This window comes from Gilliamella sp. GillExp13 (assembly GCF_001690815.1).
GTDB lineage: Bacteria > Pseudomonadota > Gammaproteobacteria > Enterobacterales > Orbaceae > Gilliamella > Gilliamella bombi.
Genome location: NZ_LZHJ01000158.1, coordinates 1 through 13,684 on the forward strand (window position 1 = coordinate 1; position 13,684 = coordinate 13,684).

Here is a 13,684-nt window from a genome sequence, read left to right on the forward strand (position 1 = left end):
AACGTGCAGCAATCTGCTCTGGGCTGTAATAAAGCATGAGGTATTTTTCAACTTGGCGCCATACCGAAGACTCTATTGGCTTACCATTACCGCTGTTTTTTCGCCTTTTCCTAGCTAGGGTTACCGCATCATGTGCTTGATAGGCTTGATTAGGTTTTGAGTTTCTTTTTATCTCTCGACTTATTGTCGAAGGATGTCTATTGAGTAGCTGGGCTATCTCTTTTTTATTCTTTCCGGCTTGTAATAATACGAAAATCTGGTATCTTTCCTTCCTAGAAAGGTGATTATAATACATAGCAATCTCCAAACTGTGGTGGTGCGAAGGTGCTAGTATAAATCACCTTTCTACTTTCTTCACTCCACCGTGTTTAAAATTGCACTTCATGTTTGAATCCAGGTAAACCTATCGGTTATTGCAGGCTTAGAGGGGGGCAGTGTAATGGTTTCGGATGTTGTCACTGATGTTAATTATTTCCACAAAAGGTCAAAACATTCGAAACCTAGCTAACCTAAATCAAAAATTAAAGCGTTTTTAACCAAGCTTTAACATCGCTACCTAAGCTTTTATGTCGCATTGCGTATTGTACAAATGTTTGTACATAGCCAAGTTTATTACCGCAGTCATGACTACGACCTTTTATGCAATAGGCATCAACACAATCTTCTTCAAGTAACATAGCAATTGCGTCGGTCAATTGAATTTCACCGCCTGCACCTAATGGCGTTTTGGCTAGTAAAGGCCAGATTTTTTCAGATAGAACATAACGTCCAACAACGGATTGGTTTGATGGTGCTTCTTCAACTGATGGTTTTTCAACTACGCTGTACATTTGTGCAACATTACCCGCAGATAGCTCTTGACCACGACAATCAACAATACCGTAAGAAGAAACTAATTCTTTTGGCACGGGCTCTACCATGATTTGGCTATGTTTGGTTTCATGGTAATTTTTGATCATTGCAGCTAAATTATCACTAGCAAGGTCACTTTCGTATTCATCGATAATCACATCAGGTAAAACAACAGCAAATGGTTCATCACCAACTAAAGGATAAGCACATAATACCGCATGACCAAGCCCTTTTGCCAAACCTTGGCGGACGCTAGTTATGGTGACATTTTTAGGTAAAATGCCTTGTACTTCTTGTAATAATTGGCGTTTAACACGCGCCTCTAACATGGCTTCTAATTCAAAACTAGTATCGAAATGGTTTTCAATTGAGTTTTTTGATGAGTGCGTAACAAATATAATTTCAGTTATGCCTGCGGCAATACACTCTTTAACTACATATTGAATAAGTGGCTTGTCAACAACAGGGAGCATCTCTTTTGGAATAGCTTTAGTTGCTGGTAACATACGAGTACCCAAACCTGCAACAGGGATAACCGCTTTTGTTACTTTTCCATTTACTAAATTGTCTAAATTTGATGTCATTTTATTTCCTTAAAACAAATTAACTAATTATGTCGCTATGAGTAACTTCACTACGGCGACCATTAACAAATGTATTTTTGACTCGCACTGACTTTAACACATAAGCAATCCAAATACTGGTATAAATGATTGCTATCACAATATCTTTTATAAAAGAAAACTCAAATTTAACTTCAAATGGTAACACTATAAAAAGATACCAACATCTTTGAATTAGCTTAAAAACAATAAAACTGCTACTAAATATAATAAAAAAGTTAGGAAATTTATAACTTTTAGTAAAATATAAAAATATAATATAAGCGTTTAAAAGCAATAATAAACAATTTAGCCCCATGTCACCTAAAATAAACAGACCAAAATGAATTGTGTGCATTTCCGAGTAGGGATCCAATAAAAATAAAACAAAAAATTAATTCAATACCAACTAAAATTAGCCAACCGCCTAATCCTTTAAGTTCTTTTCCCTTTATCATTTTTATTCCTGTTTAATGATTGATAAATCATTAGATTCGATAAGTAAAGGATTATCCCTATCTTTAGCTAAAGAATCAATAGCGATATAAACAATTTGGCAATTTTGTAAAACAACTTGTCTTATACTACAAATTTATCCCCTGTTAAATTTGTGTATTTACCTATTTTTTGAACGACTCTAATTAATAAAAACAAGGTAAATATAAAATAGACAAACAAAAACTAAGAAAATGGCAACAGGACTGGATAAAAGCATAAAAATGTAGAAAGACTTAGGAAAACAAGCATTCTATCTGAGTATTTTTAGCCAATTCAGCGCTTACTCAAAAGATTTTTTATTTCAAAAAAGCGCTTTTGCTATCTAATCACAAAAGCGCAGCTTTATTGGTTTAACACTCATCTTATGATAGGGTAGCTTTCTATTAGGATTAATGGCTAAAAACTAAGGTGTAACACAAATCACATATAGAGAAGCAGGATAATCATAGCCGCCTATATCACCAAAGCGTGGCCACACAATGAGCTGGTACCTGTGGCCATCACTTTCGTCACTCGTCCAGTGAAACCCTTCTCTAAATCCTGCGCCATAAACTGAGAGTACCCCCCACTCTGCAATAAACCCCGCGCCTATTCGACGCTGATAATAATTACCATTTGAGGACGGCGTAGCGCCAACAGCGCCTTTACACCAAGGTCCTGAGTTAAAATTGAAACAAACTGCGTTAGTGACATCTTTTACTTTAATAAGTCGATAACCTAAACTACTACACCAACTTACTTGATTAGGAAGAGTTTCGAGTTTATTAGGCCCTCCACTGACAAACCATTTCTGCAAAACAAATCCATATTTTACAACTTCACTACCTGAACTATCCCTACCCACTAGCTCAAATGTCTGTGGTAAATTTGGCACAGTAATTTTACCTGGATCTGTTGACTGTTTCTGACTATTATTTGCCATTGGCCCGGTTAACTTAACACGTGCTACAACTTTTCCTTTATCGACAGGAGTAGTCATCCACCACTCATCAGCAACGACACTCGTCACTGTTGCTGTTATTCCCTCATGTGTGACAGGTTCCCATATCAATTCCCCTTCATATCCGTCTATCAATAAATCAAAATATAACCCATCAGCACCCGTTGTCGGAAAATTTTGACTGTATAACATCGGGTTAATTTGAACTAAGAATCCCTTATATGGATTCCATATTTCAGCTGGACCTGCCAGATAGTCGCTATCGTGAAAATCGTCAAGAACCCCACCGCCAAATCGTAGACTCGGCCTTGCGTAATTGATAACTGGCGACGGAATCATTATTGCATCACTACGATTACCCGATCGTTCAATTTTACTTATTGATGCCTGTAAATTCCATGAAGACGACAATAATAATGCTAATACTAGCACGGCTTTTTGAGATAATTTCGGCAATAATGCCGATAATAATTTAAGTGATAACTTCGAGAATATAAACGAGGAAAGCGTAAAAAATTGCCTAAGGGCGTTATTTGATAAATTTAAGAGATAGGTTTGCCAGTGTTGGTGTTTGGTGTTTAAAATTATACAACATAATATTCCGCCTGTCAATTAATTATTTGTTTTATTTGGTTTTTTATTAGTTCACTAAGTGAACTGAATTGGTTTTGATTATAACTATAAAAAAAATACTTGGCTAGTTTTTGCGTTTTTTTAGGATTGCTAATAACCTTCTGATTTATCAAAAGGATTATTTCAGGTATATGCTAGGTGATGTATTTAATAAAAATTCGATAGGTTTGAATATTGGCAATTTTCCATAATTAAAGGTGCAATTCGTAAATTTAACGAACCGCACCCAACAAGTAAAAATATAAAATACAAAATATTTTACTCTAAAAATAGTTAAAAAACGGATATTTTGCTAGACATAGATAACCTTAGTTACATTTTATCACTCACTTTTTCGGCTGTATGTGAAATGGCTTTTCCACCCGATTCGACATCTTGACCAACACCTTTTACGGTGTTACATCCAACAACTAGAGTCGTCATTGCTATACCTAATATTAACATTAACATTTTATGGAACATAAAAATACACTCCTTTATTAACATGATTGTTTTAGTGCAGCAAATGCTTCTGCCACACGTTCGATATTATGGTGATTTAAACCCGCTACACACATTCTTCCGCTACCCACCAAATAAATAGCAAAAGTATCTTTTAATTGTGTAACTTGCTCTTTACTAAAACCAGTATAACTAAACATGCCCTGCTGTTTTACTAAATAATCAAAATGACAATCAGGTGCCGCTTTTTTTAATAATTCAACCAGAGTTGATCGCATGGTTACGATGCGAGTTCTCATCGAGTCGACTTCTTTTAACCATTGTGCTTTAAGTTCTGGATTATTTAAAACATAACTCACTAACTGCACGCCATATGCCGCTGGGGTTGAATAATTTTGGCGAACCGTTGCTTGTAACTGTCCTAACACGCGGTTAGCGATCTGGTTGTTATCACATAAAACGGATAATCCCCCCACTCGTTCACCATAAAGTGAAAATGTTTTCGAAAATGAGTTGCTAACAAATCCACACAATCCTGCATCTGCCATTTTTCGAATCGCATAAACGTCTTGTTCAATACCTTTGCCAAAGCCTTGATAAGCAATATCCATAAATGGAATAAGATCTCGTGCTTGTAAAACAGCTATTACTTTATCCCACTGTGCTTGCGTTAGATCAGCGCCAGTTGGGTTATGGCAACAAGGGTGTAGTAAGACTATGCTTTTAGCAGGTAATTGATTTAATGTTTCAAGCATTGCTTCAAATTTTACGCCACATGTTTGTTCATCAAAGTAAGGATATTGGTTTACTTTAAAACCTGCACCATTAAATATGGCGATGTGATTTTCCCAAGTTGGATCGCTGACCCATACTTGTGAATTTGGGAAATAGCGAAATAAAAAATCAGCACCTATTTTAAGAGCACCCGATCCACCTAAGGTTTGTATCGTTGCGATACGTTTATCTTTAGAGGCTAAATGATCTTCACCAAATAATAAAGATTGAATCGCTTGGCAATAAGCTGGTAAGCCACTCATGGGTAAATACAATTGAGCATCTTGGTTGTGATGATAGATATAATCACGCGCCGTTTTAATACATTGTAGTTGAGGCACTATGCTATTTTCATCATAATAATAACCAATACTTAAATTTATTTTGTTGTCTCGACTATCATTAATAAATTCAGTTACTAGTGATAAGATGGGGTCCCCTGCGTACGGCTCTACTTTTTCAAACATTTTTACAATCCAATTGGTACAAATAATAATAATAAATAATTGTAGATTATTGCACCAACTCTATTGGCGATCAATCATTAAATAATAGTTTAATAGCAAATAATTAAGTTGATTTTTGGTTGGAAAATTGGCGTTTTTTAATAAGAGGAATAAAGAACAAAATAACCCAAAAAGTCATGTTTTTATATTAATTTTATACTGAAACACATAGTTACCTGAAACTTTTTGACAGAAATTAGCACCCATTGGTGCTAATCTGATAAGCAAATTTATTTAGCGGCAATAACTTCGATTTCGACTTTGGCATCTTTGGGAATTCGAGCTACTTGTACGCAAGAACGTGCAGGGAAAGATGCATTATTTTCAATAAAAAAGGCTTCGTATACTGCATTTACCGTAGCAAAGTCATTGATATCAGATAAGAAAATAGTCGTTTTAACGATATTACTTACTTGATAGCCAGCCGCAGTGATGATCGCTTTAACATTCGCTAAACTCTGTTTGGCTTGCTCTTTAACACAAGTTGGCATTTCACCAGTTGTTGGATCTAATGGAATTTGTCCTGAGGCAAATAACATATTACCTAAATCTACTGCTTGAACATAAGGCCCAATAGCTGCTGGCGCTTTATCAGTACTAATTACTTTTGCCATGTCCGATTTTCTCCTTTTTAATCTAATCTAATCTAATCTATTCTGTTTTGTAATTATTAATAATCGTCTTTTTCTCTTTCTTCATTTCAACAGGAACATAATTTTGTGTCAAGTCAGTGCAAAATTATGATCGTGGGACTTATTGAAATTTTCTGATATGATAATGGCAATTTTTCATTTATTACGAGAGTTAATATGTTCGAGAATTTAACCGACCGTTTATCACAGACATTCCGCAATATTAGTGGTCGAGGAAGATTATCTGAAGATAATATCAAAGATGCATTGCGCGATGTTCGTATGGCACTACTTGAGGCCGATGTTGCACTACCCGTAGTTCGTGAATTTATTAATCAAGTTAAAGAAAAGGCTGTTGGATTAGATGTCAATAAGAGCTTAACCCCAGGTCAAGAATTTATCAAAATAGTTCAGGCAGAATTAACAACTGCTATGGGTGAGGTTAATAGTTCGCTCAATTTGGCAACTCAACCACCTGCAGTGATTTTAATGGCAGGTTTGCAAGGGGCAGGTAAAACAACGAGCGTTGCTAAGCTAGCTAAATTTTTAAAAGAAAAACATAAAAAGAAAGTGTTGGTTGTTTCTGCCGATGTTTATCGCCCTGCTGCGATTAAACAGCTCGAAACGTTAGCTAAAGCTATTGATGTTGAAGTTTTTCCATCTGATATTTCTGAAAAGCCAGTCAGTATCGTTAATAAAGCTATTTCGCATGCTAAATTGCAATTTTTTGATGTGTTAATTGTCGATACTGCAGGCCGTTTGCATGTTGATAGCAATATGATGGATGAAATCAAAGCGCTACACCAAGCTATCGATCCAGTTGAAACACTATTTGTGGTCGATGCTATGACAGGGCAAGATGCCGCTAATACCGCTAAAGCGTTTAATGATGCATTACCGCTTACTGGTGTAATTTTAACAAAAGTTGACGGGGATGCTCGTGGTGGTGCAGCGTTATCAATTCGCCACATTACCGGTAAGCCAATTAAATTTTTAGGAATGGGTGAAAAGACAGACGCTTTAGAGCCATTTTATCCTGATCGCATTGCTTCACGTATTTTAGGTATGGGCGATGTGCTATCTTTAATTGAAGAATTACAAAGCAACGTCGATCGCGAAAAAGCAGAAAAAATTGCCAAAAAGCTAAAAAAAGGTGATAAATTTGATTTTAACGATTTCCAAGATCAGTTAAAGCAGATGCGTAATATGGGCGGAATGGGGGCTTTGTTAGCTAAATTACCCGGTGTTGGTCAACTTCCTGATCATATTAAAGCACAGATGGATGATAAAATTACCATCAAAATGGAAGCAATCATTGGTTCAATGACATTAAAAGAGCGTGCTAATCCTGAAATCATTAAAGGTTCTCGTAAACGCCGTATTGCCAACGGTTCGGGAACTCAGGTTCAAGATGTCAACAAGCTGTTAAAACAGTTCGAAGATATGCAAAAGATGATGAAAAAAATGAAAGGTGGCGGCATGATGAAGATGATGCGCCAAATGAAAGGATTAATGGGCGGTGGTATGGGATTACCTCCTCGTTAAGTCATTAATACTAAATTTTCAATTAAATGAGTTATATCTGAGTACTTAGTAACTGTTAACTATAGCTTGCCGTACAACCACTATCACACTTATAAATAGTGCAATAGTGGTTTTAATTATTTAATTGTTTGTTTTACTCGATTTTATTTTTACTGGACGACTCATAGTTAGCACTGTACCTATTGATGAGGTAATAATAAAAATAATGGCTAAGCACTGGTAGTGGGTTAGTTGTTCATGCAAAACAATGAGCCCAGAAAGCGCGGCAAAAACAGGCGATAAGCTCATTAATGTACTAAATGTTTGTGCCGGTAATTTTGGTAGTGCAATCATGTCTAATCCATAAGGGATTGCTGATGCTAATAATGAGACCAGAAAAACCATTGGGAGCAATTCCAACGAAAACATGGTACTGCCACTTTGCCAAATTCCAATAGGAAATAAAAAGCACGAAGCAATGACTGATCCAATCGCTACGCTGGCTGAGCCATAAATAGTGCTGGCTTTGCGTCCAAATAAGATGTAACACGCCCAACCACTTCCAGCTAATAGCGCAAATAAAATACCCTTGGGATCTAAATTGCTTGAAGCTTGTTCAATGGGTAAAAGCATAGCCAAGCCAATAATAGCAACACCTAACCAAATAAAATCAAGTACTTTACGTGAGGAGCACATTGCCACCATAATTGGCCCCGTGAGTTCAATGGCAACTGCAATACCTAGCGGAATTCTTGCGATTGCGTTGTAAAACGCCAAATTCATACAACCAATTGAAATACCGTATAAAAAAATGTATTTTAGTACTTGTTTTGTCAGTGTTTTACGCCACGGCTTGAATATTAAAATTAGCATAATTGCCGAAAAAAATAATCGCCAAGCTGTCATCCCTTCAGGCCCTAATACAGGAAAAAGATATTTGGCTATTGAGGCACTGCCTTGCACTGAAATCATCGAGATAAAAATTAACAAAACAGGCCAAAACCTTTTAAGCATAAATAATTACCTTAAATTAAAGTTATTGTATATGAAACTAATGACAAAAAGTTTCAGGAAACTATGTGTTTGAGTATAAAAAGCATATATTTAATTGATTTATTGGCTAGTTAGCTTTCTCTTTTTACTGACAATAAGGCAAGATCTTGTAACGCTTGTTTATAAGGCGAATCAGGTAAAATTGCGATAACGTCAAACGCTTTTTGCGCTTCTTTTTGAGCGGTTTGTAACGTAAAATCTAGCGAACCACATTCGTCCATGATGTTTAAAATACGATCTAATAATTGTCGACCATTACCTTGCTCTATTGCTTGGCGTATTAATGCCGCATCTTGGGCGTTTTTTGTGTGGTGCATAGCATGTAAAAGCGGTAGAGTGGGCTTGCCTTCGTTAAGATCGTCCCCTAAATTTTTACCTAATTTTTGATTGCTAGCGCTATAATCGAGTAGATCATCAATGATTTGAAAGGCTGTGCCTAAATATTTTCCATATTCTTGTAAGGCGAGTTCTTGCTCCTCACTAGCTCCAGCTAGGACAGCAGCAGAATGCGATGTTGCTTCAAATAGACGTGCCGTTTTTCGATAAATTACATCTAAATATTGTTCTTTTGTGATATCTGGATCGTTACAATTAATCAACTGTTGTACTTCACCTTCAGCTATTACATTGGTTGCAGCCGACATGATCTTCAATACTTTAAACGATTCTGTACGTACCATCATTTGAAAAGAGCGTGTGTAAATATAATCGCCAACTAATACGCTCGCGGCATTGCCAAAAAGTGCATTGGCGGTTGATTTGCCTCGGCGTAAATCGGATTCGTCAACAACATCATCATGCAATAAGGTGGCAGTATGAATAAATTCAATAAAAGCAGCAGTGATAATATGTTTATCGCCTTGGTAGTTGAGTGCTTTGGCTATTAATAATGCGATAACAGGACGTATACGTTTGCCACCACTACTAATGATGTAATTGCCTAATTGATTAATTAAAGCCACATCAGAAGTTAGTTCTGCCTGTATTGCCTCATTTACTTTGACTAAATCATTTTTAACAAGATCGAGTATTTGATTCATTGATGGAGTATTCATCAGCCTAACCACTACAAATAATAGATATTTATTTTCTATTATCTGATAAATATCTTTATGCAACAAGGTATCATCCATCTTATTTTAAAATAATACTACAAATGATAAGCATTTTCATTTAGAATAACTGTCATTAAGTTAAATATGATTATTATTATGAAGATTAACTTTGATATAGATCTCGATGATACTAAGGTCCCTTTGAGTCCAATTAAAAAAAAACCTAAAAATACCTATGTATGTACATCAGTTTCTGTATTGTCGCATCTTATCTTATTTGCTTTGCTCTTTAGTTCTGCCTTGTTTGCTAAAAATGTTGCTGTTGATGAAGGCGATAATGCGATTAAAGCTATTATGGTCGATCTATCGCAATTTGCCGCCCCTGAACAATCATTAGTTGAAAATACCCCTGAAATTCAAGGTGCGGAAAATAGTGAACTGATCGATAACAAACAAATTGAAGAAAAACCAGTTGATCCTGTTGTTGAACCTGAAGTAGTTAAGGAAGAAAATCCTGAATCTATTCTCGAAAAAATATCCGATAAATCAACGGTTGCCCCCCAAAAGGAAGTTGTAGTAAAAAAAGAGAAAAAGCCGAAAAAAAAGCGCAGGCCAGTCCAAAAAGCTTCTCATAAACAAGTTAGGCAAGAAGTGGTTAGTGATAATTTGGCAAATACCTCTGTTGCACCCAAACTTTCAGATAATCGCCAATATTCAGGTAATCCTTCTCCAATTAGACGGAATCAACCTGAGTATCCACGCCGAGCGCTTGATATGCGCTTAGAAGGCTACGTGGTAGCCATGTTTGATATTAACAGCGATGGGCGAGTTGAAAATATTCGCATTGTTGAAGCAAATCCTAATAATATATTCAATCGTTCGGTAATAAATGCCATGAAAACTTGGAAGTACAAACCAATTCCAGCAAAAGACCTAAAAATTAGAATTATTTTTAACCGTGATAAATCAATTAAGTTGGATTAATAATTAGGTAGATGAAAACAAAAAACCGTAATTTTTATTTTAAAAATTACGGTAACGACACAATTAATGAGTAAATTTATTGATGCCGAGCGTGATAAATCACGCCCAAATTAAGTGATAATTAACTATTCCGTATTTTTCATCATATGAAAACAAATTACAAATATTATACTTTAAATATCCAAATTAGAATTTGATATATTAGATTAAATCCCCAAATCTTGTTTAATTGTTTGTTTATTTGCTCGAATAAATGTTTTAAATGCTCTGCCACCCGTTACGCTATTGATTCCACGGCTGACCATATCACCCGCATCAATGACTAATTCCTGCTGAATAACGGAACTTAATACAGTTGGTGAGCTTTTGCATTGTTGATTATCATCAAGTAATGGCGCTTTTGGGATATTGACATTGCTAACTAGCCCACCTGTTGCATAACGATGTAATCGGCCCGTATTGATAGCGTGAAGATAGTCAAGACCGTATTTTTTAACTGATGTGGTATTAATAACATATTCACCATTAGATAATCTAGCAGGAATTGAATCTGATGTTGATGTACCAGCTCCTGTAATATAACCACCCGTTGAAGCCATAACGGCGGTACTAGCTCTAGCTAACCCCGACATAGCAGAACTACCCGCACTAGTCGATGTAATTGCTGTACCCATTTCTGTTGCAGCAATTGAACTTTGTGCGACATCAATCGTGATACTGGCATTACTTGCCGAAAATAAACTACTAATTAAATGGTTTGCCTGTTCTAGCCCACTCATCATCATTTCAGCTAAGCCTTGGCTGGCAATTTTAGCCATTGCATTAACAACACTTAAACCTAAATTAGTGATAGCGTCACTTAGCGTGTTAGTACCATCCGCTAAGCCTTGCAAAGCATTTTGTATGCCGTTTTGTAAACCATTACGAAATGCGTTAGTTAGTGCATCTGTTGTTCTATTAAGCTGTGCAATTTCTAGTTGTAATTGTGCTAGTGCAGCTTTAGCCTCTTTACTAATTTGCTCTGGCGCTTGTGTCAATTGCTGGAGTAATGGCACACTTTTACTGAGTTCAATAGCGGTTTGTTTATGTAGTTCAACTAATTGGCTTTGTGCTTCAAGTTCGGTAATCAGTCCACTAATAACCTGTGCTTGTATACGTTGCTCTTCTTGAGTTTGATTGGTTTTTGTCGCTTGAATTTGCTGTTTAATTAGTTCAATATTTGCTTTCGCTTTTTCAAGCGGTAAAATCTGATCAATTAGGTTAATGCCAGCAGTATTATTATTGGCTTTAAGTTGAGCCATAACAGCTTGATACCATCTATCAATCTCTGCCGTTTTAATTCTGGCAGGGTCAAACAATAGCGAATTAAGTTGATTTTGTAATTCTTCATTGAATTTTTTATTTTCGTGTGCTGTAATTGCATTATTTGCCGCATTGGCTCGATTACGCTGCTCTACCGTTAGTTTTTGAGAATCAATTAACGCTTGCCGAGTTGCGGATGTTTTTTGTGTCTGCTTATTCGCTTGTGATTCCAGCGATTTTATAAATTGCTCTGTTTCACGTGCTGCAGATTTTGCCGCTTGGGCTGATTCTTGTATTGCTTTTTTCTTTGCTTCGTGCGCATCTATCAATTGAGCATTAGCGATAATTTCTTTTTTGAGTTCTGGGCTGGCATTTTTATACTGACCTTTTTCAATTTCGTAAAGCGCTTTAGCAACTGCTGTGCTTTTTTCTTGTAATGCGACCTTATTTTTTAATTGTTCGTTATACTGCCTGAGCGATTTATCCGTTATTTCTTTTACATTTTTATCATATTGACCACCAGAAAATGATTTACCGTCTTTTGATTTAACCCCTTGTGCTTGTAAATCTTTACGACCCTTTTCATCAGCCCACAACGCTTCATATTTTTTACGTAATTCATCAACCGCTTTAGCTTGTTTTTCGGCATCACTGGCATTTTGTTTATGCAGCTCATCAAGCTCTTTTTGTGCATTGATTGCTTTTTCATTAATGACATCAGTATCATGCTTTTCTTGTACTTCTTTTTGCTGTTTATCTCGTTGAGCCTGTTTTTCTTGTAATGCTTTATCATCATTTTTATTGTATGGAATATATCCTGCCCCAGGAACAATATAAAAACCTCTATTTTTGGCTCCCTCCATTCTTTCAATATCTTCGTCTGAGTTTGATAACCCTAAACTAAATTTTAACTCTTTTTTAAATCCTTCACCTATATCACTCACGCCATTTTTGAAGTGTTGCCATGCCTTTTCTAACCAATTAAGCTGTTCTTGCATCTTGTTAGCGCTGACTTCCATCTCTTTGGCATATCTCTCGGTGGCAACGGCAATGGCTTGCTCTGTGTCACCTTGTGCTTCTAGCGCTGCTATACGCTGATAAGTAGCTAAATCTAACCAATGATATTGTTTATTACTTTCAACCGCCCAACTAGTGACCGCATTTTCAATACCTTTAAATGATTGAACAGCGTCTTGTGCGTTTTTTACGGTCACCGCTGCCATATACACTGATGCAGTAGCAATATTTTCAATTGATTTTGCTGATAATCGTCCCTCTGATGTCAGTTCTGCAATAACACCACGTGTTTCACTGTAGTTATGATTAATTTTACCGATACGTTGAGACATAGCCTCAAGCCCACCAGCCGTAGCACCAGCATAGCACGTTTAAAGAAAGTCAGCGTCCAATCAATCTATAACTATCTTTATCAAAATAAAGCGCGCTATGAACAATTCAAACCTTATCTAAGGCGAAAAGACAAAGCCTATAGGCATTGTAAGGCACCGAGTATTAAAGAAGGAGACCGCCGTTATAAACGGTCAATTAAACAACGTCCAAGTTATGTAGAAAGCCGGAAAACGCGAGGACATTGGGAGGGAGATACGATTATTAGCCGTAAAGACAAGCAAGCATTGGTGACATTAGTTGAACGCAAAACAGGGCTAGTATTAATTGGGCGCTGTAACTCTCCCCTAAAATAGTACAGCAAAAAAGTAGAAAATTCTCTATGATAAAAGTAAAAGGGGATTTAATGATGAAAAAAATGACTGAACATCAAATCGTCGCTATTTTAAAAGAAGCTGAAGCAGGTATTCCTGTCAAGGAACTCTGCCGTAAATATGGCATGGGTAATTCAACTTTTTATAAATGGCGGGAAAAATACGGC

General features: G+C 36.3%; 14 protein-coding genes. 4 read left to right on the top strand and 10 right to left on the bottom strand.

Annotation, left to right across the window (positions count from 1 at the left end; all coding sequences use genetic code 11):
- The 7 genes from A9G37_RS11275 to A9G37_RS11305 all read right to left on the bottom strand — a co-directional run.
- Positions 1–295: helix-turn-helix domain-containing protein (locus A9G37_RS11275; RefSeq protein WP_065575559.1), on the bottom strand; the 295-nt coding region annotated here is incomplete at its 3' end.
- A gap of 226 nt (positions 296–521) precedes the next feature.
- Complete coding sequence (galU, locus tag A9G37_RS11280) at positions 522–1,436, bottom strand: UTP--glucose-1-phosphate uridylyltransferase GalU (protein WP_065575560.1); 915 nt, start codon at positions 1,434–1,436, stop codon at positions 522–524.
- 19 nt (positions 1,437–1,455) lie between these two features.
- Positions 1,456–1,812 carry a DUF2569 family protein gene (locus A9G37_RS13715; protein ID WP_081297751.1) on the bottom strand — a complete coding sequence of 119 codons (357 nt, stop codon included), beginning with the start codon at positions 1,810–1,812 and terminating at the stop codon, positions 1,456–1,458.
- A 543-nt stretch (positions 1,813–2,355) separates the two neighbouring features.
- Entirely contained in the window at positions 2,356–3,348 is a 993-nt protein-coding gene (locus A9G37_RS11290) for a hypothetical protein (protein ID WP_141671201.1), read from the bottom strand.
- Between the two features lie 489 nt (positions 3,349–3,837).
- A complete protein-coding gene (locus tag A9G37_RS11295; protein WP_202112501.1) occupies positions 3,838–3,969 on the bottom strand; it encodes an entericidin A/B family lipoprotein in 132 nt (43 codons plus the stop codon).
- Between the two features lie 35 nt (positions 3,970–4,004).
- Positions 4,005–5,207 (bottom strand): amino acid aminotransferase, encoded by a 1,203-nt coding sequence (locus A9G37_RS11300; protein ID WP_065575563.1) that lies wholly within the window; start codon positions 5,205–5,207, stop codon positions 4,005–4,007.
- Positions 5,208–5,476: 269 nt separating this feature from the next.
- Positions 5,477–5,860 (bottom strand): RidA family protein, encoded by a 384-nt coding sequence (locus tag A9G37_RS11305; protein ID WP_065575564.1) that lies wholly within the window; start codon positions 5,858–5,860, stop codon positions 5,477–5,479.
- A gap of 195 nt (positions 5,861–6,055) precedes the next feature.
- On the opposite strand from A9G37_RS11305, the gene ffh reads away from it, so the two are divergent.
- Positions 6,056–7,423: a signal recognition particle protein gene (gene ffh, locus A9G37_RS11310; protein ID WP_065575565.1), complete on the top strand. Its 1,368-nt coding sequence runs from the start codon at positions 6,056–6,058 to the stop codon at positions 7,421–7,423.
- Positions 7,424–7,543: 120 nt separating this feature from the next.
- Here ffh and A9G37_RS11315 read toward each other — a convergent pair whose 3' ends face one another.
- Positions 7,544–8,416, bottom strand: a complete 873-nt coding sequence (locus A9G37_RS11315; RefSeq protein ID WP_065575566.1) for an EamA family transporter — start codon at positions 8,414–8,416, stop codon at positions 7,544–7,546.
- A gap of 110 nt (positions 8,417–8,526) precedes the next feature.
- On the bottom strand, positions 8,527–9,510 hold the full coding sequence (gene ispB, locus A9G37_RS11320) for an octaprenyl diphosphate synthase (protein WP_065575567.1): 984 nt from the start codon (positions 9,508–9,510) through the stop codon (positions 8,527–8,529).
- 201 nt (positions 9,511–9,711) lie between these two features.
- Between ispB and A9G37_RS11325 the strand changes: the two genes are divergently transcribed.
- A complete protein-coding gene (locus A9G37_RS11325; RefSeq protein WP_218059378.1) occupies positions 9,712–10,494 on the top strand; it encodes a TonB family protein in 783 nt (260 codons plus the stop codon).
- A 206-nt stretch (positions 10,495–10,700) separates the two neighbouring features.
- Here the strand turns inward: A9G37_RS11325 and A9G37_RS11330 are convergent, their stop codons facing one another.
- Complete coding sequence (locus tag A9G37_RS11330; RefSeq protein ID WP_065575569.1) at positions 10,701–13,145, bottom strand: phage tail length tape measure family protein; 2,445 nt, start codon at positions 13,143–13,145, stop codon at positions 10,701–10,703.
- Here A9G37_RS11330 and A9G37_RS11335 point away from each other — a divergent pair.
- Entirely contained in the window at positions 13,116–13,499 is a 384-nt protein-coding gene (locus A9G37_RS11335) for an IS30 family transposase (protein WP_065575570.1), read from the top strand. The genes A9G37_RS11330 and A9G37_RS11335 overlap by 30 nt on opposite strands.
- Positions 13,500–13,549: 50 nt before the next feature.
- A partial coding sequence (locus tag A9G37_RS11340) for a transposase (protein WP_255306838.1) occupies positions 13,550–13,684 on the top strand: 135 nt, incomplete at its 3' end.

Excerpts from the sequence above, each read along its gene's own strand:
- galU (WP_065575560.1), bottom strand. The coding sequence starts at position 1,436 with ATGACATCAAATTTAGACAATTTAGTAAATGGAAAAGTAACAAAAGCG.
- A9G37_RS13715 (WP_081297751.1), bottom strand. The coding sequence starts at position 1,812 with ATGCACACAATTCATTTTGGTCTGTTTATTTTAGGTGACATGGGGCTA.
- A9G37_RS11295 (WP_202112501.1), bottom strand. The coding sequence starts at position 3,969 with ATGTTAATATTAGGTATAGCAATGACGACTCTAGTTGTTGGATGTAAC.
- A9G37_RS11300 (WP_065575563.1), bottom strand. The coding sequence starts at position 5,207 with ATGTTTGAAAAAGTAGAGCCGTACGCAGGGGACCCCATCTTATCACTA.
- A9G37_RS11305 (WP_065575564.1), bottom strand. The coding sequence starts at position 5,860 with ATGGCAAAAGTAATTAGTACTGATAAAGCGCCAGCAGCTATTGGGCCT.
- ffh (WP_065575565.1), top strand. The coding sequence starts at position 6,056 with ATGTTCGAGAATTTAACCGACCGTTTATCACAGACATTCCGCAATATT.
- A9G37_RS11315 (WP_065575566.1), bottom strand. The coding sequence starts at position 8,416 with ATGCTTAAAAGGTTTTGGCCTGTTTTGTTAATTTTTATCTCGATGATT.
- ispB (WP_065575567.1), bottom strand. The coding sequence starts at position 9,510 with ATGAATACTCCATCAATGAATCAAATACTCGATCTTGTTAAAAATGAT.
- A9G37_RS11335 (WP_065575570.1), top strand. The coding sequence starts at position 13,116 with ATGATTAATTTTACCGATACGTTGAGACATAGCCTCAAGCCCACCAGC.
- A9G37_RS11330 (WP_065575569.1), bottom strand. The coding sequence starts at position 13,145 with ATGTCTCAACGTATCGGTAAAATTAATCATAACTACAGTGAAACACGT.